The organism is Pseudomonas sp. SBT1-2, from assembly GCF_028640875.1.
GTDB classification, from domain to species: Bacteria; Pseudomonadota; Gammaproteobacteria; order Pseudomonadales; family Pseudomonadaceae; genus Aquipseudomonas; species Aquipseudomonas chlororaphis_I.
The window spans coordinates 22,460-42,640 of record NZ_JAQZAA010000062.1; the positions used below are offsets into that span (position 1 = coordinate 22,460).

At 65.5% G+C, this 20,181-nt stretch carries 17 protein-coding genes; 10 read left to right on the forward strand and 7 right to left on the reverse strand.

The window, feature by feature from the left end; genetic code table 11:
• Nucleotides 1–61: 61 nt before the first annotated feature.
• Nucleotides 62–1,438, reverse strand: a complete 1,377-nt coding sequence (locus PVZ78_RS08515; RefSeq protein WP_028681686.1) for an L-serine ammonia-lyase — start codon at nucleotides 1,436–1,438, stop codon at nucleotides 62–64.
• A gap of 135 nt (nucleotides 1,439–1,573) precedes the next feature.
• Between PVZ78_RS08515 and PVZ78_RS08520 the strand changes: the two genes are divergently transcribed.
• Together PVZ78_RS08520 and PVZ78_RS08525 are read left to right on the forward strand one after the other, a co-directional pair.
• On the forward strand, nucleotides 1,574–2,521 hold the full coding sequence (locus tag PVZ78_RS08520) for a LysR substrate-binding domain-containing protein (protein WP_273828559.1): 948 nt from the start codon (nucleotides 1,574–1,576) through the stop codon (nucleotides 2,519–2,521).
• A 212-nt stretch (nucleotides 2,522–2,733) separates the two neighbouring features.
• A complete protein-coding gene (locus PVZ78_RS08525) occupies nucleotides 2,734–3,141 on the forward strand; it encodes an HPF/RaiA family ribosome-associated protein (protein ID WP_009047054.1) in 408 nt (135 codons plus the stop codon).
• Between the two features lie 223 nt (nucleotides 3,142–3,364).
• On the opposite strand, the gene fecA is transcribed toward PVZ78_RS08525, so the two are convergent.
• The 3 genes from fecA to PVZ78_RS08540 form a co-directional block, all read right to left on the reverse strand.
• Complete coding sequence (gene fecA, locus PVZ78_RS08530; RefSeq protein ID WP_273828560.1) at nucleotides 3,365–5,725, reverse strand: TonB-dependent Fe(3+) dicitrate receptor FecA; 2,361 nt, start codon at nucleotides 5,723–5,725, stop codon at nucleotides 3,365–3,367.
• A gap of 225 nt (nucleotides 5,726–5,950) precedes the next feature.
• On the reverse strand, nucleotides 5,951–6,916 hold the full coding sequence (locus PVZ78_RS08535; protein ID WP_273828561.1) for a FecR domain-containing protein: 966 nt from the start codon (nucleotides 6,914–6,916) through the stop codon (nucleotides 5,951–5,953).
• Nucleotides 6,913–7,401, reverse strand: a complete 489-nt coding sequence (locus PVZ78_RS08540) for a sigma-70 family RNA polymerase sigma factor (RefSeq protein WP_016703295.1) — start codon at nucleotides 7,399–7,401, stop codon at nucleotides 6,913–6,915. Before PVZ78_RS08540 ends, PVZ78_RS08535 begins: the two co-directional genes overlap by 4 nt.
• A 220-nt stretch (nucleotides 7,402–7,621) precedes the next feature.
• Here PVZ78_RS08540 and PVZ78_RS08545 point away from each other — a divergent pair, with 220 nt between their 5' ends.
• From PVZ78_RS08545 to dacB, 4 genes are all read left to right on the forward strand, one after another.
• Entirely contained in the window at nucleotides 7,622–7,927 is a 306-nt protein-coding gene (locus PVZ78_RS08545; RefSeq protein WP_009047058.1) for a DUF3649 domain-containing protein, read from the forward strand.
• Nucleotides 7,924–9,498 (forward strand): PepSY-associated TM helix domain-containing protein, encoded by a 1,575-nt coding sequence (locus PVZ78_RS08550; protein WP_028681689.1) that lies wholly within the window; start codon nucleotides 7,924–7,926, stop codon nucleotides 9,496–9,498. Before PVZ78_RS08545 ends, PVZ78_RS08550 begins: the two co-directional genes overlap by 4 nt.
• Nucleotides 9,499–9,822 carry a DUF3325 domain-containing protein gene (locus tag PVZ78_RS08555; protein ID WP_009047060.1) on the forward strand — a complete coding sequence of 108 codons (324 nt, stop codon included), beginning with the start codon at nucleotides 9,499–9,501 and terminating at the stop codon, nucleotides 9,820–9,822.
• Between the two features lie 141 nt (nucleotides 9,823–9,963).
• The gene (dacB, locus tag PVZ78_RS08560) at nucleotides 9,964–11,412 is read left to right on the forward strand and encodes a D-alanyl-D-alanine carboxypeptidase/D-alanyl-D-alanine endopeptidase (protein ID WP_273828562.1); all 1,449 of its coding nucleotides are present in this window, start codon (nucleotides 9,964–9,966) and stop codon (nucleotides 11,410–11,412) included.
• Between the two features lie 145 nt (nucleotides 11,413–11,557).
• Here dacB and PVZ78_RS08565 read toward each other — a convergent pair whose 3' ends face one another.
• Nucleotides 11,558–12,433, reverse strand: a complete 876-nt coding sequence (locus PVZ78_RS08565; RefSeq protein ID WP_273828563.1) for a helix-turn-helix domain-containing protein — start codon at nucleotides 12,431–12,433, stop codon at nucleotides 11,558–11,560.
• Between the two features lie 285 nt (nucleotides 12,434–12,718).
• Between PVZ78_RS08565 and PVZ78_RS08570 the strand changes: the two genes are divergently transcribed.
• On the forward strand, nucleotides 12,719–13,618 hold the full coding sequence (locus PVZ78_RS08570) for a DMT family transporter (protein WP_009047063.1): 900 nt from the start codon (nucleotides 12,719–12,721) through the stop codon (nucleotides 13,616–13,618).
• Between the two features lie 145 nt (nucleotides 13,619–13,763).
• On the opposite strand, the gene PVZ78_RS08575 is transcribed toward PVZ78_RS08570, so the two are convergent.
• On the reverse strand, nucleotides 13,764–14,738 hold the full coding sequence (locus PVZ78_RS08575; protein ID WP_273828564.1) for a 2-hydroxyacid dehydrogenase: 975 nt from the start codon (nucleotides 14,736–14,738) through the stop codon (nucleotides 13,764–13,766).
• A gap of 241 nt (nucleotides 14,739–14,979) precedes the next feature.
• Nucleotides 14,980–15,948 carry a LysR family transcriptional regulator gene (locus PVZ78_RS08580; RefSeq protein ID WP_009047065.1) on the reverse strand — a complete coding sequence of 323 codons (969 nt, stop codon included), beginning with the start codon at nucleotides 15,946–15,948 and terminating at the stop codon, nucleotides 14,980–14,982.
• A gap of 263 nt (nucleotides 15,949–16,211) precedes the next feature.
• Between PVZ78_RS08580 and PVZ78_RS08585 the strand changes: the two genes are divergently transcribed.
• Genes PVZ78_RS08585 through PVZ78_RS08595 form a run of 3 tightly spaced genes read left to right on the forward strand, consistent with a single transcriptional unit; the run spans nucleotide 16,212 to nucleotide 20,173 of the window.
• Nucleotides 16,212–17,723, forward strand: coding sequence for an efflux transporter outer membrane subunit (locus tag PVZ78_RS08585; protein ID WP_273828565.1), 1,512 nt, complete (start codon nucleotides 16,212–16,214; stop codon nucleotides 17,721–17,723).
• A gap of 52 nt (nucleotides 17,724–17,775) precedes the next feature.
• A complete protein-coding gene (locus tag PVZ78_RS08590; protein WP_009047067.1) occupies nucleotides 17,776–19,983 on the forward strand; it encodes an FUSC family protein in 2,208 nt (735 codons plus the stop codon).
• Complete coding sequence (locus PVZ78_RS08595; RefSeq protein ID WP_007930063.1) at nucleotides 19,973–20,173, forward strand: DUF1656 domain-containing protein; 201 nt, start codon at nucleotides 19,973–19,975, stop codon at nucleotides 20,171–20,173. Before PVZ78_RS08590 ends, PVZ78_RS08595 begins: the two co-directional genes overlap by 11 nt.
• Nucleotides 20,174–20,181: the final 8 nt, after the last annotated feature.

Here is a 20,181-nt window from a genome sequence, read left to right on the forward strand (position 1 = left end):
GTATCGCCTCGTTATTATTTTTGCTCGGGCTCACGTGGGTCGGACGGTCAGGAGAGGGGGATCAGCACTCCACCCAACTCACGGCCAGGCCGCCCCGTGAAGTTTCTTTGTATTTGTCGTGCATGTCGGCGCCGGTATCGCGCATGGTGCGGATCACCCGGTCCAGGGAAATGAAGTGTTTGCCGTCGCCGCGCAGGGCCATCTGGGTGGCGTTGATCGCCTTCACCGCGGCGATCGCGTTGCGCTCGATGCAAGGCACCTGCACCAGGCCGCCGACCGGGTCGCAGGTCAGGCCGAGGTTATGTTCCAGGCCGATTTCCGCGGCGTTTTCCAGTTGCTCCGGCGTCGCTCCGAGCACCTCGGCCAGGCCAGCCGCAGCCATCGCGCAGGCCGAGCCCACCTCGCCCTGGCAGCCGACTTCGGCGCCGGAGATCGAGGCGTTTTTCTTGCAGAGGATGCCCACCGCGGCGGCGCCGAGGAAGAAGTCGATCACGTCGTCGTCCGACGCTTCGGGGTTGAACTTCATGTAGTAATGCAGCACCGCCGGGATGATCCCCGCCGCGCCGTTGGTCGGTGCGGTGACCATGCGCCCGCCGGCGGCGTTTTCCTCGTTCACCGCCAGGGCGAACAGGTTGACCCACTCCATGGCCGACAGGGTCGAGCTGATGACGTTGGGCTTACCGATTTCCAGCAGGTTGCGATGCAGCTTGGCGGCGCGGCGCGGCACATCCAGGCCGCCGGGCAGGGTGCCTTCGTGGCGCAGGCCCTGCTCGACGCATTCGCGCATCACCGCCCAGATGTGCAGCAGGCCGCTGCGGATTTCGGCGTCGCTGCGCCAGGCCCGTTCGTTGGCCATCATCAGTTCCGAGACCCGCAATTGATGCTGTTGGCACAGGGCCAGGAGTTCCACCGCGCTGTTGAAGTCGTAGGGCAGCTCGACGCTGTTGGCCGCCGGAGCGCCTTCGGCCACTTCGGCTTCCTCGACGATAAAACCGCCACCCACCGAGTAGTAGGTCTGCCGCCACAGCAGGCCGTCCGCACCGAAGGCCGACAGCGACATGGCATTGGGGTGGTAGGGCAGGCTTTCGTCGAGCAGCAGCAGGTCGCGGTGCCAGTCGAAGGCGATGGTCGAGCGGCCACCGAGGCTCAGCTCGCCGCTTTCGCGCAGTTGCTGGATGCGCGGGCCGATGCTGCGAGGGTCGATGCTGTCGGGCCATTCGCCCATCAGGCCCATGACGCAGGCGCGGTCGGTGGCATGGCCGACGCCGGTGGCGGACAGCGAGCCGTACAGGCGGATTTCCACCCGCTGCACCTGCGCCTGCAACCCTTGCTCGAACAGCCCCTGGGCGAAGGTCGCGGCGGCGCGCATCGGGCCGACGGTGTGGGAACTGGACGGGCCGATGCCGACTTTGAAGAGATCGAAAACACTGATAGCCATGCTAAAGCCTTACAAGCAATGGAAGAGAAATCGCTGCCATTTTTTGTAGGCCGAGCGTTAGGTCGGCGATACTGCCTAGCTCGGTCAAGACTGACCAACGAATTTTCCTAAGACAGCCTTTAGCAGGACTAAACGATGAGTCGTCAATTTCATGCCCAGACCTATGTCTGGCTGCATGTGTTTTCCTGTGCCGCGCGGCACTTGTCGTTCACCCGTTGCGCGGAAGAACTGCACATCACCCCGGGGGCGGTCAGCCAGCAGATCCGCCTGCTGGAAGAGCGGCTCGGTTTTCGCCTGTTTCACCGCCGCGCCCGCGGAGTGGAACTGAGCGCCGAGGGGCAGCGGCTGGCGATCACGGTGAACGAGGCCTACGGCAGCATCGACGCCGAACTGCGCCGGCTGGATGCCGGGATGATCAGCGGCACCTTGCGCCTGCGCTCGATCCCGTCGTTTCTCGGCAAATGGCTGACCCCGCGTTTGCCCCGGTTGCAGCAGCGTTTTCCGGACATTCAGCTGCGGCTGGTGGCCGAGGACAGCAGCGTGGCCTTGCATGAAGGTGATTTCGACCTGGCCATCGACCTCAATGACGGCAGCTATCCGGGACTGTTATCCACAGCCCTGCTGGATGAGCAGATCTTCCCGGTCTGTGCCCCGGGCCTGTTGCGCGGGCGGCCGCCGCTGCACGGTCCGGCAGACCTGGTGCATTTCCCGTTGCTGCACGACATCACTGCCTGGCGCGGCAGCTACGAGTACGCGGAGTGGGAGTTCTATCTCAATGCCATCGGCTTCGAGGGCACGGATGTGCGGCGCGGGCACACCTTCAACCGCAACCACCTGACCATCGAGGCGGCGACTGCCGGGATGGGGGTGGCGATTGCCCGGCGCACCCTGCTCAACGATGAACTGGAGCGCGGCACCCTGATCGTGCCGTTTGGCCTCGCGGTACCCAATCACAAGCGTTATGTGCTGCTGTATGCGCCGGGCGCGCTGAGCCATCCGGGCGTGCGCGCGGTGCACGACTGGCTGGTGGAAGAGGCGGAGATATTTCGCGGTTTGCACCCGCTGGGAGGGGGACACGGGTAAGCAGAAAGGACAGGGGAGTGAGGCGACCCAACTCCCGACATTAACAGCGCTTTTGCGCTTTGTCCGGCTTTATTTGCCAATAGATATTTATCTTTTTTAAGGGGTTGAATTGTTCTGCGCTCTGCCCAACTCTGTAACCAAGAGGCCGCAAAAAGTACGCCCTCAGGGGCACGCGGTTCCTCTCGCGAGCTAGCTGAAATAAGGGAAGAACTATGCAAATCCAGGTCAATAGCGATAACCATATTCAAAGCAGCATCCGACTGGAGGAGTGGGTACGTACTACCATTGAGAGCACGCTCGAACGCTACGAGGAGGACCTGACTCGAGTCGAGGTTCATCTGCGGGACGAGAACGGCGACAAGCCCGGTCCCCACGATTTGCGCTGCCAACTGGAGGCGCGGCCAAAAGGCCATCAACCGATTTCCGTGACCCACAAAGCCGAATCCCTGGAACTGGCCATCGAAGGAGCGGCCACCAAGCTGGAGAATTCCCTGGAACACCTGTTCGGCCGGTTGCGCAACAAGCGCGCCGCGGCAGCGCCAAGCGCCCGCGCCGGTCAGGCCGACGCCTTGCTTGAAGAGGAATTCCTGGAAAACGAACAGGCCGCGCTCAATAGCTGACGGCGCAAGTACCCAACCAAGAAGCACCTAGCAAAAAGGGCCTGCATGTGCAGGCCCTTTTTTGTGCGCCGCGTTTCTGTAGGAGCGAGCGGGCGGCGATCCGACTTGCTCGCGATGCAGACGCCGCGGTGTGTCAGGCCGGGCGCCATCGCGAGCAATCGAGCGTCGACCGGCCGCTCCTACAGAAGCACGGGGACGTGCTGTTCTGCAGGAGCACGTTGGCTCAGAACGCCACGGAGGTCTGTACGTACAAGGTCCGTGGTTCGCCCACGTATTTGCCTTTGTTGTTGTCGTCGAACGAGCGGGTGAAGTACTGGTGGTTGAAGATGTTCTTCACCCCGACCGCCACGTTGAGGTCCGACAGTTGCGGGCCGAAGTCGTAGGCGGCGCGGCTGCTGAACAGCATGTAGCCGGGAATCCGTCCGGTGCTGCCGTCGGCGCTTTCGGTGGAGGTGTTGGCGTTGTCGGCGAACTGGCTGCTCTGGTAGCTGCTGTCGAAGTTCAGTTTCCACGGGCCTTCGGTGTAACCGATGCCGAGGGTGCCTTTGTGCTTGGACGAGAACGGCACGCGGTTGCCCTTGTTCGGCCCGTCTTCACGAATGGTGGCGTCGACGTAGGCGTAGGTGGCGTACAGATCGAAACCGGCCAGCGCCGGACTCAGGCCGTCCAGTGCGTAATTGACGCTGGTCTCGATGCCCTGGTGGCGGGTTTCGCCACGGGCGATCACCGAGTCGTTGGTCTGGTTGCTGTCGTACTGGTTGTCGAAGTTGATCAGGAACGCGCCGATCTCCGCCCGCAGGCTGCCGTCGTCATAGCGGGTGCCCAGTTCCCAGGTGCGGGCCTTTTCCGGTTTCACTTCGCCGCTGCTCACGCGGTTGGGCATCTGGCTGTACTGCACGCTGCCGAACGAACCCTCGGTGTTGGCGTAGAGGTTCCAGCTGTCGGTCAGGTGGTACATCACGTTCAGTGCCGGCAGCGCGGTGTTGTAGTCGCCCTTGTATTTGACGTTGGTCAGGTTGTTGGTCTGCTGGGACTCGATCATCTCGTAGCGGATGCCCGGGGTGAGGGTCCACTTGCCGATGTCGATGCGGTCGTCGACGAAGAACGCATTGGCCTCGGTGCCACCGCGGGTATCGCGGTCGTTGCGGCTGCTGGTGCTGGGCAGCTGCTGGTTGGCGCTGATCGGCGTGCGGTAGCGCAACTCGTGACCGGCCTCGTTGATGTAGCGGTAGCCGATGCCCAGCTCATGGCTGGTCGGTCCGAGGTCGAAGCCCTGGGCGAAGCGGGTTTCGATGCCGCGCACCCAGTATTCGCGTGGCGACAGCGACAGGAAGCTGCCCTGGTCCAGGTAGCCGCTGCGCAGGGTCTTGGTGAAGAAGCTGTTGACGGTGAATTCGCGGCGATCTTCCTGGTAGCGGTAACCGAAGTTGATCAGCGTACGGCGGCCCCAGAACTTGTCGTACGGGCGGGCCGACTGATACGGGTCGGCCTTGTAGTCGGCAACGTTGAGGCCGCCGGGCATATCGGCCTCGCCCTCGTAGTACTGGGCCATGGCGTTGAAGCTGTTGGCGTCGTCGAGCTGGTAGTGGCCCTTGAGGATCAGGTCGTCGATCTGTGTGTCGCTGTGTTCGCGCCAGTCGCCACCACGGGTGCCGGAGTACAGCAGGGCGCCGCCCAGGCCGTTGTCGGCGGTGCCGCCGGCCAGCAGGTTGCCGGTGGTCTTGAAACCGTCGTGGCTGGAGGACGGGCTGGTCTCGGTCTGGAAGCCGCCCTTGACCGTGGGCGCATCGGGGATGGCGCGGGTCACGAAGTTGACGATGCCGCCGACGTTCTGCGGCCCGTAACGCACGGCGCCGCCGCCACGCACCACGTCCACCGCGTCCATGTTGCCCATGCTGACCGGGGCGAAGGACAGCTGCGGCTGGCCATAGGGCGCGAAGGGTACCGGAATGCCGTCCATCAGTACCGTGGAGCGCGAGGCCAGGCGTGGGTTGAGCCCGCGAATGCCGAAGTTCAGCGCCATGTCGTGGCTACCGGTGCCGTTGTTTTCCGGGGCATTGACCCCGGGGATGCGGTTGAGCACATCGCGGGCCTGGGTGGCGCCCTGGCGTTCGAATGCTTCGCGGCGGATCACGTCACGGGCCCCCGGGTGTTCGAAGACGTTGGTCTGCGCCGCATCGCCCAGCCAGTCGCCGACCACGCTGGACGTGCCCAGCTCCAGGGCCGCCGGTGCGCCCTCGGCGCTCACCGGTTGCAGGCTGAAGGCATTGCCGCCTTCGGCGCGGGCTTGCAGGCCGGTACCCTTGAGCAAGGCATTCAGACCTTCTTCGGTGGTGTAGCGGCCTTCCAGGCCCTGGCTCTGCACGCCGCTGGCGACTTGGGAGCCGAAGGAGATCAGCACCCCGGCTTCACGGCCGAACTGGTTCAGGGCGTTTTCCAGCGATGACGCGGCGATGTGGTAATCGCGCGACAGGCCATCGGCGGCCATGGCCGGCGGCAGGGCGGCCAAGCTCAGGCTGGCGCCCAGCAGCAACTGGCGCAGGGTGCGGGCAAGGGGCGTGAGGCGAGTGGGTTGCTGGGGCATGGACATCGATCCTGAGAAGGTTGCAGTCAAGGGGGCTTTCCTTCTCTGTCACGCGAGTGCTGGAAAACGGCTCACACAAAATGAAAAAAACCGGCACACCTGAAAAAACATTGAATCGACGCCTGTAGCCGCTGCCGCAGGCTGCGATAAGGCCCGAAGGGCCTTCGAGGGCCTCAAGAGCACGTCCCCTTCGGGGCCGATCGCACCTGCGGCAGCGGCTACAGGTCACGCGCGGGCTTCGACCGTGACCCAGTAGCGGGTGAAGCGACGGACCTTCACCGGAAGGCTGATTTCCAGCAGGTCGAGGATCCGTTCGCTGTCGTCCAGTGGATAACTGCCGGAGATCAGCAGGCCGGCGACCCGTGGATCGCAGTTGAGCTGGCCGCGACGGTAGCGCCCCAGCTCGTCGAGGAAGTCCGCCAGGCGCATCTGGGCGGCCACCAGCATGCCTTCGCTCCAGGCGCCGCTGCCGGCGTCCAGCGGCCGCGGGTTGTCCCAGGCGCTGCGGGTGAAGCTCAATTGCTGTTCCTTGCTTACCACTAACGGCGCTCCCGAATGATCCGACGGGCTGAGGCTGACGTTGCCTTCGAACACCGCCAGCTGGGTGCGCTGGCTGAACTGGCGCAGGTTCAGCCGTGCGCCTTGCGGGCGTAAAACACCCTGGGCGCTCTGTATCAACAGCGGCCGGCGGTCGGCCGCGGCGGTCAGCAGGATCTCCCCGGCCAACAGCCGGATCAGCCGTTGCTGGCCGTCGAAACTCACGTCCACCGCGCTGTCGGTATTGAGCTGCAACTGGCTGCCATCGCTCAGTTGCAGTTTGCGCCGCTCGCCCACCGGGCTGCGGTAGTCGGCCATCAGCGGGGTCAGCGGATTGTGTTCGCGCAAGCCCCAGGCCGCGGCAGAACCGGCGCCGAGGATCAGCAGCAGTTTCAGCGCCTGGCGCCGGCTGGAGGACTTCGGCGCAGTGAGCGTGGCATGGGCCAGGGGCGAAGACAGGCCGCGCAGCCGCGAATTGACCCGCTGGATATGTTCCCAGGCCCGTTGATGTTCGCTGTGGGCGTCGTGCCATTGCTGCCAGGCCCGTTGCTGGCGCGGGCTGAGCGGGCCCGCCTGCATTTCGAGCAGCCAGTGCACGGCCTGTTCGGCGACCTGGGCGCCGATGTCCGGCGGGCGGGGGAGGCCAGTGTTCACAGGGCGAAGTAGCAGCGCAGGGCTGCCTTGTGCAGGTGGCGCTTGACCGTGGCGATGGAGATCCCCAGCTCGCGGGCGATCTCGCCATGTTTCAGGCCATCGACCTGGGCCAGCAGGAACGCGCGTTTCACCAGGCGCGGCAAACCGTCGAGCAACTGGTCCAGCTCCAGCAGGGTCTGCAGGATGATCGCCTTGTCTTCCTCGGACGGCGCCAGCAGTTCCGGCATCTGCGCCAGCGTCTCGAGATAGGCCCGTTCCAGGTCCTGGCGCCGGTAATGGTTGCACAGCACCCGCTTGGCGATGGTGGTGAGGAACGCCCGGGGCTCGACGATCGACGGCGTTTCCCGGGTGCTGAGCACCCGCATGAAGGTGTCCTGGGCCAGGTCGGCGGCGCTGTCGGGGCAGCCGAGCCGACGCCGCAACCAGCCGTTCAGCCAGCTGTGATGGGCGTGATAGAGGACTTCGACGGTAGAGGAGTGAGCCAAGCCGAACGCTCCGGCAGCATGAAAATGCTTAAGAGAACAAGAATTGTTCGCATTGTAGTGGCCTGGCATGGCATTGGGCAATCAACCCGGACCGGCGGAAGATCCCGCTGCGGGTCAGTGAATTTTTGCGCATGAGAATATTTATCATTAATATTGCGCCGACTTGAGTCCGGGTAGGGGAATTCCCTGCGCCGGGCGGTCCTGGTTTCAAGGTCGAAACATGAAAAGCAAAGTTGCCACGATCCCCTCTTCCTACCGTCTGGCGGTGACGTCGCGAGTGCTGGCCGCGGTATTCGGCGGTTACCTGCTGGCGGCGTTGTCCAGCGTCTGCATGACCCTGCTGCTCCCCGTGTCCCGCGCCGATGCGGTGGTCAGCGGCATGATGACCTCCTTCCTGTTCTATCTGGTGGCGGTGCTCTGGTGCTTTGCCTGCCGCACGGCCTGGCAGGCCTGGCTCGGTTTGCTGCTGCCGGCGCTGGGGTTGGCGGCGATTTCTGCGTGGGCGCACGGGATGAATCTTTCATGAAGGAGGGATTTCGCCAGTCCATGGCCTGGCTGCACACCTGGGCCGGACTGGTATTCGGCTGGCTGCTGCTGGCGATTTTCCTGACCGGCACCCTGGCCTACTTCAAGGACGAAATCAGCCACTGGATGCAGCCCGAAGTGCCGTCGCGCTCGGTCAGCAACGAAACCAGCCTGATCCTCGCCCAGAGTTATCTGCAGCAGCACGCCCAGGGCGCCTCGCGCTGGTTCATCAACCTGCCCGATGCCCGTGAGCCGGGGTTGTCGGTGATGTGGCAGTTCCCGGGCAAGCCCGGCGAGCGCGGCGCCTTCACCCAGAAACTGCTGGACCCGGCCACCGGTGCCGAGCTGCAGGCCCGCGATACCCGCGGCGGCGAGTTCTTCTACCGCTTCCATTTCCAGTTGCAGATGCCTCATCCGTGGGGCCGCTGGCTGTCCACCGCGGCGGCCATGCTGATGTTCGTCGCCTTGATTAGCGGCATCATCACCCACAAGAAAATCTTCAAGGACTTCTTCACCTTCCGCCCCCGCAAGGGCCAGCGCTCCTGGCTCGACGGGCACAACGCGGTGGGCGTGCTGGTGCTGCCGTTCCACCTGATGATCACCTACAGCAGCCTGGTGATCTTCATGTCGATGGTCATGCCGGCGAGCATCCTGGCCACCTACGGCAACGACACCCGGGCGTATTTCAACGAAGTGTTCCCCGCCAGCAAAACCGCCCCGGCCGCAGGCAAGCCGGCGCACCTGGTGCAACTTGAACCGCTGCTGGAGCAGGCCCGCGAGCAGTGGCCGGGTGGCCGCGTGGGGCGGATCACGGTGAACAATCCGGGGGACGCCAATGCCTCGGTGAATGTCATGCGTCATGGTGGCGACCAGGTGGTCCGCGACTTTGGCAACGTGGTCACGTTCGACGGGGTCAGCGGCAAGCTGTTGCAGGTGTCGCCGCCGCAGTCGACGGCCCTGGCCATCAACGGCAGTTTTTACGGGCTGCACATGGGCCTCTTCGCCGGGCCGCTGCTGCGCTGGCTGTACTTTATCTGCGGCCTGGCCGCCACCGCGATGATCGGCACCGGGCTGGTGATCTGGCTGGGCAAGCGCCAGCTCAAGCATGCCAAGAGTGGAGTGACGCCCTTTGAACTGCGCCTGGTGGAAGTGCTGAACATCGCCAGCATGTCCGGCCTGGTGCTGGCCGTCGCCGCCTTCTTCTGGGCCAATCGCCTGTTGCCGGTGAGCCTTGCCGAGCGGGCGGACTGGGAAGTGAACAGCTTCTTTATCGTCTGGGGCCTGAGCCTGCTGCACGCCGCGCTGCGTCGCGGGCGTAAGGCCTGGGTCGAGCAGTTGGGCCTGGCGGCGCTGCTGTTGGCCAGCGTGCCGCTGCTCGATGCGCTGACGATGCCCGATATGCTGGATGGTTTCCTGGTGCATGGCGACTGGGTCCGCGCCGGCTTCGACCTGACCTGCCTGGCGGCGGGGCTGTTCCTCGCTTGGGGGGCCTGGAAGATGTCGCGTCCTGTCGCCCAGCCTGCCGTTGCCGCCCGCTCGCGACGGGCCGCCCTTGAAACCGAGGTGAACTGAATGCTCCTGGCGCTGCTGTTGTGTTACCCAGGCTTTGCCGGCTTGTGCCTGTCGATGGACCGTCATCACGCCGAACTCCTGGGCTACAAACCCACGGCCCGTCGTCGCTCTGGCTTGCGTATTGGCGGCTGGCTGCTGCTGGCCGGCTCGTTGTGGGCGGCGATCGCGGCGGCCGGCTGGGGCCTGGGCCTGGTGCAATGGTGCGCGGCCTTGATGCTCAGTGCCTTGTCGCTGGTGCTGTTGCTGCCGTATCAACCGCGCCTGGCGTTGCTGGCGGCGGGGCTGGGATTGCTGGTCAGCCCGCTGGCCGCGTTGGCGCAATGAGCGTTCTGCAGCGCCGGGCCTGAGGGGCCGGCTCGATTGTTCGTTGACACGAACCCCTCGCCAATCGTTATCTGGGCGCCCGCCGCAGCGGCTGCAAGGTTGTCGGCGCGGGTTCGAGGTCATCAAGGAAATATGTTTTTCATGGGTTCAGCACATCGTTTCTACACTCGCGGGCTGGGGGTGTTCCTGGCCCTGTCACTGGCGGCTTGCGCCAGCCATCCCGGCGCCCGCTACGCCGCCAGCCTGGATCAGGTCCTGGCCGATCCGGCGCTGCAGGGCGCCACGGTATCGCTGACGGTGCGCGATGCCGAGAGCGGTGCGGCCTTGTATCAGCACAACCCCGACAGCCGCCTGATCCCGGCTTCGAGCCTCAAGCTGCTGACCACCGCCGCCGCGCTGGACGTCCTCGGCCCCGACTACCGTTTCACCACCGAGGTGCTGGGCGACGGTGCCCAGCAGGGCGAGCGCCTGCTGGGCAATCTCTACCTGCGCGGTTCCGGCGATCCGAGCATGCAGGTCGCGGACTATCGGGAGTTGGCAGCGGCGGTGGCGCGCACCGGCATTCGTCAGGTCGCGGGCGACCTGGTGCTCGACGACACCGCTTTCGATGACCAGCGGCTCGGCGTCGATTGGGCCAGCGACGATGAAAGCCTGTATTACGCGGCGCAGATTTCCGCCCTCAATATTTCCCCCAACGACGACTTCGACGCCGGCAGCGTGCTGGTGTCAGTCACGGCGCCGACGATGCCGGGAGCGCCGCTGGCGGTACGCGTCAGCCCGGAAAACCGGTTGATGAGCCTGCGCAATCAGGGTCGGGTCGGAACGACGGACAGCCTGCAGGTCGGCCGTGAGCATGGCAGCAACCTGCTGCTGGTCAGCGGCGCCTTGCCGCCGGGGCAGTCGCGGCGCCATTGGGTCAGCGTGTGGGAGCCGACCCGCCTGGTGGCGGACGTGTTCCAACAAGCGCTGGCCGATCAGGGCGTGACGGTGCAGGGCCAGGTGCGCATAGGCCAGCCCACGGCACCCGCCGCCCGGGTGCTGGCCAGTCACTCGTCGATGCCGCTGGCGGGCTTGATCACGCCGCTGCTCAAGCTGTCGAACAACAACATGTCGGAAGTGCTGCTCAAGGCCATGGGCCGCAAGACCGCCAATGCCGGCACCGCGGCTGCCGGGGTGGCGGCCATCGAGGGCTTCCTGCGGCGCCAGGGCCTGAGCCCGCAAGGGCTGGTGCAGGTGGATGGCTCGGGGCTGTCGCGGCGCAACCAGATTTCCAGCCAGAGCCTCAGCGACCTGTTGCTGGTAGCGCGCAAGCAGCCCTGGTTCGCCACCTGGTACGCGGCGCTGCCGGTGGCCGGCGATGCCCAGCGCATGACTGGCGGCACCCTGCGTTATCGCCTGCAAGGCACTGGGGCTGTGGATAACCTGCATGCCAAGACCGGCTCGATGCAGGGCGTGTCGTCGCTGTCCGGGTATCTGCGCGCGGCCGATGGCCGCCGGCTGGTGCTGGTGATGCTGTCGAACAACTATCGGGTCGATGGCGCGCGCATCAAGGCTCTGGAAGACCGGGTGACGCAGGTGCTGTTGCAATAAGGCTGGGGATCGGGTTTGCCTGACACATCGCCATCGCGGGCAAGCCTCGCTCCTACAGAAGATGAGCGCTGCTTTTGTAGGAGCGAGCGGGCGGCGATCCGACTTGCCCGCGATAAGAACGACGCGGTGTCGCTGACGGCTGCGCTCAGCCAAGAAACGCCTGGCGATATTCCCCGGGCGTGCCACCCAGGGCCTGGCGAAAGCGATTGGTGAAGTGGCTGGCGCTGGCGAAACCGCAGGCCAGGGCAATCTCGCCCAAGGGCAGGCGGGTGCCGCGCAGCAGGTCGCGGGCATGCTTCAGGCGTCGCACCAGCAGGTATTGGTGGGGCGGCAGGCCGAAGCTCGCGCGGAACATCCGCGCAAAGTGGTATTCCGACAAGGCGCAGCGCGCGGCCAGTTGCCCGAGGCTGAGCGGTTCGGCCAGCTGGCTGTCGATGTACTCCACCAGTTGCCGACGCTGATGCGCCGCCAGCCCGCCCTTGAGGCGCAGCCCCTGGCGCTGGCCGACCTGGGTCAGCAGGGCGTGGCTGAGCATCTCGTGGGCCAGGCTGCTGGTCAGCAGGCGTTCGCCGGGTTCGTCCCAGTTCAGCTGGATCAGTTGCCGAAAGCGCCTGGCCTGCTGCGGATCGTCGAGGAAGGTGTTTTCCTGCAATTGCAGCTCGCGGGGTTCGCGGTCCAGCAGGGTCACGCAGCCCAGGGCAAATTGTTCCGGGCTGAAATACAGGTGGGCCAGGCGGATCTCGCCGTTGATCACCCAGGCCGAACGGTGCTCGGCGGGCAGGATGCACAGCTTGTCCGGGCCGCCCTTGGTCCCCGGCTGGCCGCGGCGAAAAGTCCCGGTGCCGCCGGCGATGTAGCACGATAGGGTGTGATGGCTCGGCGCTTCGTAGTCCTGGGCGTCGTGATGGTTGCTCCACAAGGCTGCGGCCAGGCCGTCACCGAGCTCGGCGCTGTGCTCCAGGCGAGCATTGGGCGAGCGGTTCAGGGCTTGAAAGACTTGCAGGGTTTCCAGGGTAGACATGGTTTTGATTCGATAAAGGGTGGCACGTTGTAGCCGCTGCCGCAGGCTGCGATCGGCTCCGCAGGAGACGCGCTTTTGAGATCGCAAGAAGGTCCTGCGGGTCGAGCGCGACCCCGGCCTATCGCAGCCTTCGGCAGCGGCTACAGGAGCGAAGTCAGATGTTTCGCATCCTACTCCGTAGGCAACGCGCTGCCAGCCCGGCAACCGACAAAAGCGCAAGTTTATGCAAGCGCCCGGGCGCGCAATGGCCTGAGACTGGGTTGCCCTGCACAGGAGTCCCGCGCCATGAACCTCTCGCTTTATCTGCTCACCGTCCTGATCTGGGGCACCACCTGGATCGCCCTCAAGCTGCAGCTGGGGGTGGTGGCGATTCCGGTGTCCATCGTCTATCGCTTTGCCCTGGCGGCCCTGGTGCTGTTCGTCATGCTGCTGCTCAGCCGCAAGCTGCAAGTGATGAACCGTCGCGGGCACCTGATTTGCCTGGCCCAGGGGCTGTGCCTGTTCTGTATCAATTTCATGTGTTTCCTGCACGCCAGCCAGTGGATCCCCAGCGGCCTGGTGGCGGTGGTGTTTTCCACGGCGACCCTGTGGAACGCCCTGAATGCCCGGGTGTTCTTCGCCCAGAAGATCGCCCGCAACGTACTGCTGGGCGGGGCGCTGGGGCTGCTGGGGCTGGGCCTGCTGTTCTGGCCGGAGCTGGCCGGCCATAGCGCCAGCCCGCAGACCCTGCTCGGCCTGGGGTTGGCGTTGTTGGGGACCCTGTGTTTCTCGGCGGGCAACATGCTGTCCAGCCTGCAACAGAAAGCCGGCCTCAAACCGCTGACCACCAACGCCTGGGGCATGGCCTATGGCGCGGCGATGCTGGCGGCTTATTGCCTGGTCAAGGGCATCCCTTTCGACATGGAGTGGAACGCGCGCTACATCGGCTCCTTGCTGTATCTGGTGATCCCGGGTTCGGTGATCGGCTTCACCGCCTACCTGACCCTGGTCGGCCGCATGGGCCCGGAGCGGGCGGCCTACTGCACCGTGCTGTTCCCGGTGGTGGCGCTGAATGTCTCGGCCTTCGCCGAAGGTTACCAATGGACCGCCCCGGCGCTGGCCGGGCTGGTCCTGGTGATGCTGGGCAACGTGCTGGTGTTCCGCAAGCCCAAGCCGCTGGCCGTCCGCGATCCCCGGCTCGCCTGATGGGTAGCGCGGCTGCTGCAGGGTTTGAGGAGCTTCTGTAGGAGCGAAGCTTGCTCGCGATAGCGGTGTCTCAGGTACACCGCGTCGTGCCTATCGCGGGCAATCGAGCGTCGACCGGCCGCTCCTACAGTGGACCGCGTTGGTTTCAGCCTTTCCACACCTGCGGGTTGACCAGGTCCTGCGGGCGTTCGCCGAGCAGGGCGCTGCGCAGGTTGGCCAGGGCGCGGTTGGCCATGGCGTCGCGGGTTTCATGGGTGGCCGAGCCGATATGCGGCAGGGTCACGGCGTTTTTCAGCTGGAACAGCGGCGACTCGGCCAGCGGCTCCTTCTCGTAGACGTCCAGGCCGGCCCCGCGAATCGTGCCGTTGCGCAGGGCCTCGATCAGCGCCGGCTCATCCACCACCGGACCGCGGGAGATGTTCACCAGGATCGCGCTCGGCTTCATCAGCGTCAGTTCGCGGTGGCTGATCAGGTGCTTGGTCTTTTCGCTCAACGGCACCACCAGGCAGACGAAATCCGCTTCGGCCAGCAACTGCTCGAGGCTACGCAATTGCGCGCCCAGCTCCTGTTCCAGGGCGGTCTTGCGGCTGTTGCCGCTGTAGATCACCGGCATGTTGAAGCCCAGGCGACCGCGTCGGGCGATGGCCGCGCCGATATTGCCCATGCCGACGATGCCCAGGGTCTTGCCATGCACATCGCAACCGAACAGCGGCGCGCCGACGCTGGCCTGCCATTGCCCGGCCTTGGTCCAGGCGTCCAGTTCGGCGACGCGCCGGGCGCTGCTCATCAGCAGGGCGAAGGCCAGGTCGGCGGTGCTTTCGGTGAGCACGTCCGGGGTGTTGGTGAGCATGATCCCGCGTTCGTTGAAGTAGGCCAGGTCATAGTTGTCGTAGCCCACCGAGACACTGGAGACCACTTCCAGCTGGCTGGCGTTTTCCAGCTGCGCGCGGCCCAGCTTGCGACCGACGCCGATCAGGCCGTGGGCGTGGGGCAGGGCTTCGTTGAATTGCGCGCCGATATCGCCCAGCTTGGGGTTGGGCACTATCACCTCGAAGTCCTGGCGCAGGCGCTCGATCATGTCCGGGGTGATGCGGCTGAAGGCAAGTACGGTCTTTTTCATCGCGGGAAAGCTCGTCAGGCGGAGGAGAATGCCAAGCAAGCTAACATTCCCCACGGGCTTTTTGTAGCGGCTGCACAGGGCTGTGAGGGCAAGAAGGTTCTGCGACTGTAGCCGCTGCCAAAGGCTGCGATCGGCTCCGCAGGAGACGTGCTCTTGAGATCGCAGGAGGTCTTGCGGACCTTTCGCAGCCTGCGGCAGCGGCTACAGGGGGGAAGCATGACAAAGCCCCGAAGGGCTTGGCTCAAGTGGTCAGGCGTACGCCGCTGAGGCCGCCGCTCAGTTCATAGGCCGCGAGCTCCGCCTGATGGGCGGCGAGAATCTCCGGCAGGGTGTTGCGCAGGTACTCGACCCAGGTCTTGATCTTGGCGTCCAGGTACTGGCGCGATGGGTAGATGGCGTACAGGTTCAGCTCCTGGGAGCGGTACTTGGGCATGACCCGCACCAGGGTGCCGTTGCGCAGGCCCTCGATGGCCGCGTACACCGGCAGCACGCCCAGGCCCATGCCGCTGGTGATCGCGGTTTTCAGCGCGTCGGCGGAGTTCACCAGGAACGGCGAGCCGTTGAGCGTGACCCCTTCCTGGCCCTCGGGGCCGTCGAACAGCCATTTGTCCAGGGCGATCACCGGGCTCACCAGGCGCAGGCAGGCATGGTTCGACAGGTCGCTGGGGCTGCTCGGGCAGCCATTGGCTTTCACGTAGGCCGGCGAGGCGCAGACGATGCTGTAGGTGATGCCCAGGCGCTGGGAGACGAAACCCGAGTCCGGCAGTTCGCTGGCCAGCACGATGGACACGTCGTAGCCCTCGTCCAGCAGGTCCGGCACGCGGTTGGCCAGGGTCAGGTCGAAGGTCACGTCCGGGTGCGACTTGCGGTACCGGGCGATGGCGTCGATCACATAGTGCTGGCCGATGCCGGTCATGGTGTGCACTTTCAGCTGCCCGGACGGGCGCGCGTGGGCGTCGCTGGCCTCGGCCTCGGCTTCTTCGACATAGGCCAGGATCTGTTCGCAGCGCAGCAGGTAGCGCTTGCCGGCCTCCGTGAGCGCGATGCGGCGAGTGGTGCGGTTGAGCAGGCGGGTTTGCAGATGGGCCTCCAGATTGGAGACCGCGCGCGAGACGTTGGCCGTGGTGGTGTCGAGCTGGACGGCGGCGGCGGTGAAGCTGCCGGCTTCGGCGACACAGCTGAAGGCGCGCATGTTTTGCAAAGTGTCCATGGGGTGCTCTCTCGGGAGATGGCAAATTGTGACACGAAGTAACAGATTGTTGGCTATTCCACCAAGGGATTATCGCGCGAACGGTAATAAAGATTCACAGGAATCCCAGCTTATCGCCGCAAAGCCCGCCGCCTAGAATTGCGCCGATCTGTAGGGGCCGGCTGCCGGAGCCCCGTGCAATGCGGTGGGTCAGTGACACCGTCTCGCGAGCAAGCTCGCTCCTACAGGGATCCGCCTTCTCCCTATTTCAGGAATTCGCAGCAGTGCCGCGTCGCATCAGCAGAGAGCTGAAGACTCTCAGTGTTTGGGCTTTATCGTTAGCAATCAGCGGCTGCATCGGAACCGGGGGCATTGCCCCGCAAGGCAAGGCACTACCGGCCAATACACTGGCCACCGACGAGGCGATCCAGAGCGCCGCGCGCGACGCCCGCTGGCCCACCGCCCAGTGGTGGCAGGCCTATGGCGATGCGCAGTTGAACCAGTGGGTGAACCTGGCCGTGCAGGGCAGCCCGAGCATGGCCATGGCCGCCGCCCGGGTACGCCAGGCGCGTGCCATGGCCGGCATCGCCGAGTCGGCCGAGTCGCTGCAGATCAAGGGCGACGCCACCCTCAAGCGCCACAACTGGCCCACCGACCAGTTCTACGGCCCGGGCGAGCTGGCCAACAGCACCACCTGGGACAACAACGCCGCGCTCGGCTTCAGTTATGCCCTCGACCTCTGGGGCCGGGAAAGCAATGCCAGCGAGCGCGCCGTGGACCTGGCGCACATGAGCGCCGCGGAGGCGCGCCAGGCCCAGCTGGAACTGCAGAACAATGTCGTGCGCGCCTATATCCAGCTGTCGCTGCAATACGCCCAGCGCGACATCGTCCTGGCCACCCTGAAGCAGCAGGAACAGATTCTCGAACTGGCGCAAAAGCGCCTGGCCGGCGGCATCGGCACCCACTTCGAAGTCAGCCAGGCGCAGACACCGCTGCCGGAAACCCATCGCCAGCTGGATGCCCTGGACGAAGAAATCGCCCTGGGTCGCAACCAGATCGCCGCCCTGGCCGGCAAGGGACCGGGGGCGGGCGCGCAGTTGCAACGGCCGAGCCTGTCCCTGGCCGCGCCGCTGAAACTGCCGTCGGCGCTGCCCGCCGAACTGCTCGGCCAGCGTCCGGACGTGGTCGCCAGCCGCTGGCAGGTGGCGGCCCAGGCGCGCGGCATCGATGTCGCCCACGCCGGCTTCTACCCCAACGTCGACCTGGTGGGCAGCCTTGGCTACATGGCCACCGGCGGCGGGGCGCTGGAGTTCCTCACCGGCAAGAAGCTCAACTACAACGTCGGCCCGGCCATCAGCCTGCCGATCTTCGACGGCGGCCGCCTGCGTGCCGAACTGGGCGAGGCGGCGGCCGGTTACGACATCGCCGTGGCCCACTACAACCAGACCCTGGTCAACGCCCTGAAGAACATCTCCGACCAGTTGATCCGCCGCGAGTCGATGGACAAGCAGGCCGAGTTCGCCGCCGAGTCGGTGGCGTCGGCGCAGAAGACCTACGACATCGCCATGGTCGCCTTCCAGCGTGGCCTGACCGACTACCTCAATGTGCTCAATGCCCAGGGCATGCTGTTCCGCCAGCAACAGGTCCAGCAGCAGGTCCAGGCCGCGCGCCTGAGCGCCCATGCCGAGCTGGTGACGGCCCTGGGTGGCGGCCTGGAGGCGGGCCGGGATGTGCCCGAGGACAGCAAGACCCAACCGAGCAAGACCCCGGCGGCGCTGGCTGTCTTCGATCATTAAGAGCTGACCATTAAAAGCCGACCCCCAAGTGCTGATCACTGAGTAAGACCCCATGACTTCCTTGCCTGCACCCTTGCGCTGGCTGTACTCCCTTGAATGGCGCCGGGGCTTCTTCGACTGGGCACGCAGCGACGGCGTGACCTGGGTCTATATCTTCAAGGTCCTGGCCGCCGCGTTCCTCACCCTGTGGCTGGCCATGCGCCTGGAGCTGCCGCAACCGCGCACGGCGATGATCACCGTGTTCATCGTCATGCAGCCGCAGAGCGGCCAGGTGTTCGCCAAGAGCTTCTATCGCTTTCTCGGCACCCTGGCCGGGTCGGCGGTGATGGTGGCGCTGATCGCCCTGTTCGCCCAGAACACCGAACTGTTCCTCGGTTCGCTGGCGATCTGGGTCGGCATCTGCTCGGCCGGCGCCGCCCGTTATCGCAACTTCCGCGCCTATGGCTTCGTGCTTGCCGGCTACACCGCGGCGATGGTCGGCTTGCCGGCCCTGGCCCATCCGGACGGGGCCTTTATGGCGGCGGTGTGGCGGGTGCTGGAAATCTCCCTGGGGATTCTCTGCTCGACCCTGGTCAGCGCTGCGATCCTGCCGCAGACCGCCAGCGCGGCGATGCGCAACGCCTTGTACCAGCGCTTCGGGGTGTTCGCCCTGTTCGTCACCGACGGTTTGCGCGGCCGCAGCCAGCGCGATGCGTTCGAGAGCGGCAATGTGCGTTTCATCGCCGAAGCGGTAGGCCTGGAAGGCCTGCGCAGCGTCACGGTGTTCGAAGACCCGCACATGCGCCGGCGCAACGGCCGCCTGAGCCGTTTGAACAGCGAGTTCATGGGCATCACCACCCGCTTCAACGCCCTGCATCAGTTGCTCGAGCGCCTGCGCGGCAGCGCCGCCGAGTATGTGCTGGCGGCGACCAAACCCGGGTTGCAGGACCTCGCCGAACTGCTGGACGGTTTCTCCGGCCGCGCCCTGACCAGCCCCGATGCCGCGCGCCTGGCCGAACAGCTGGCGAGCTACAAGGCCGAGCTGCCGGCGCGGGTGCGCAGCATGCGCGCGCTGTTCCAGGAGCACGAGCCGAGCGATGCCGAGCAACTGGATTTCCACACCGCCTATGAGCTGCTCTATCGCTTCGTCGACGAGTTGCACAGCTATGCCCAGACCCACGCGTCCCTGGCCGAACACAGCCACGAGCGCGAGCGCTGGGACGAGCCCTTCACCCCGCAGACCAACTGGCTGGCCTCGGCCGCCTCGGGGATCCGCGCCTCGTTCATCCTGATCGTGCTCGGCAGCTACTGGGTCGCCACCGCCTGGCCCAGCGGCGCCACCATGACCCTGATCGCGGCGGCCACCGTCGGTCTCTCGGCGGCGACGCCGAACCCGAAACGCATGGCCTTCCAGATGGCCTGCGGCACCTTGATCGGGGCCGTGGTCGGCTTCGTCGAGATGTTCTTCGTGTTCCCCTGGATCGACGGTTTTCCGCTGCTGTGCGTGATGCTGGCGCCGGTGATCGTGCTCGGTTCGTTCCTCGCTTCACGCCCGCAGTACGCTGGCGTGGGCCTGGGGTTGCTGATCTTTTTCAGCACCGGTTCGGTGCCGGACAACCTGACCGTCTACAACCCCTACGCCTTCATCAACGACTACATCGCCATGATCATGGGCATGCTGGTCTGTGCCGCCGCCGGGGCGATCATCCTGCCGCCCAACAGCCGCTGGTTGTGGCGCCGCCTGGAGCAGGACCTGCGCGGCCAGGTGGTGTACGCCATCAGCGGCAAGCTCAAGGGCCTGGCGTCGAGCTTCGAAAGCCGCACCCGCGACCTGCTGCACCAGGCCTATGGCCTGGCGGCGGGGCAGCCGCAGGTGCAGCGCGAGCTGCTGCGCTGGATGTTTGTGGTGCTGGAGGTGGGGCACGCCATCATCGAGCTGCGCAAGGAGCAGGCGATCCTCCCGGTGCACCCGGCCTATGCCGAATCCCAGCCATGGCGCCAGGCGATCCGGGTGATGGGCCGCTCGTTGGTGCGGCTGTTCCTGCAACCGGGCCAGAGCAACCTGGAGCGCGCGCTGGTCGCGGTCGATCACGCGATCAGCCGGGTCCAGGCCAGCGACGAACCCTTCGCCCCGCACTTCGATACCTCGGTGTTGCGCCGGGTGAAGAGCTACCTGCACTTCATCCGCAGCTCATTGCTCGACCCGCAATCGCCGCTGGCCGCCTATGCCGCGCCGCCAGCCGTACAGGCCCCGCCCCAAGGACTTGAACATGCCTCGTGAAATCGCCTTCCACGGCGTGTACATGCCGACCATGACCCTGATGTTCTTCATTGCCGCGGCCCTGGCCTGGGCCCTGGACCGCTTCATCTCGGGTTATGACCTGTACCGTTTTTTCTGGCACCCGGCGCTGCTGCGCCTGAGCCTGTTCTGCTGTCTGTTCGGCGCCATGGCGCTCACTGTTTACCGTTGAGAGTCCCA

What these genes read in the sequence shown, in the direction of transcription:
- PVZ78_RS08515 (WP_028681686.1), bottom strand. Translation starts at nt 1,438, where the DNA reads ATGGCTATCAGTGTTTTCGATCTCTTCAAAGTCGGCATCGGCCCGTCC.
- PVZ78_RS08520 (WP_273828559.1), top strand. Translation starts at nt 1,574, where the DNA reads ATGAGTCGTCAATTTCATGCCCAGACCTATGTCTGGCTGCATGTGTTT.
- PVZ78_RS08525 (WP_009047054.1), top strand. Translation starts at nt 2,734, where the DNA reads ATGCAAATCCAGGTCAATAGCGATAACCATATTCAAAGCAGCATCCGA.
- fecA (WP_273828560.1), bottom strand. Translation starts at nt 5,725, where the DNA reads ATGCCCCAGCAACCCACTCGCCTCACGCCCCTTGCCCGCACCCTGCGC.
- PVZ78_RS08545 (WP_009047058.1), top strand. Translation starts at nt 7,622, where the DNA reads ATGAAAAGCAAAGTTGCCACGATCCCCTCTTCCTACCGTCTGGCGGTG.
- PVZ78_RS08550 (WP_028681689.1), top strand. Translation starts at nt 7,924, where the DNA reads ATGAAGGAGGGATTTCGCCAGTCCATGGCCTGGCTGCACACCTGGGCC.
- PVZ78_RS08555 (WP_009047060.1), top strand. Translation starts at nt 9,499, where the DNA reads ATGCTCCTGGCGCTGCTGTTGTGTTACCCAGGCTTTGCCGGCTTGTGC.
- dacB (WP_273828562.1), top strand. Translation starts at nt 9,964, where the DNA reads ATGGGTTCAGCACATCGTTTCTACACTCGCGGGCTGGGGGTGTTCCTG.
- PVZ78_RS08565 (WP_273828563.1), bottom strand. Translation starts at nt 12,433, where the DNA reads ATGTCTACCCTGGAAACCCTGCAAGTCTTTCAAGCCCTGAACCGCTCG.
- PVZ78_RS08570 (WP_009047063.1), top strand. Translation starts at nt 12,719, where the DNA reads ATGAACCTCTCGCTTTATCTGCTCACCGTCCTGATCTGGGGCACCACC.
- PVZ78_RS08575 (WP_273828564.1), bottom strand. Translation starts at nt 14,738, where the DNA reads ATGAAAAAGACCGTACTTGCCTTCAGCCGCATCACCCCGGACATGATC.
- PVZ78_RS08580 (WP_009047065.1), bottom strand. Translation starts at nt 15,948, where the DNA reads ATGGACACTTTGCAAAACATGCGCGCCTTCAGCTGTGTCGCCGAAGCC.
- PVZ78_RS08590 (WP_009047067.1), top strand. Translation starts at nt 17,776, where the DNA reads ATGACTTCCTTGCCTGCACCCTTGCGCTGGCTGTACTCCCTTGAATGG.
- PVZ78_RS08595 (WP_007930063.1), top strand. Translation starts at nt 19,973, where the DNA reads ATGCCTCGTGAAATCGCCTTCCACGGCGTGTACATGCCGACCATGACC.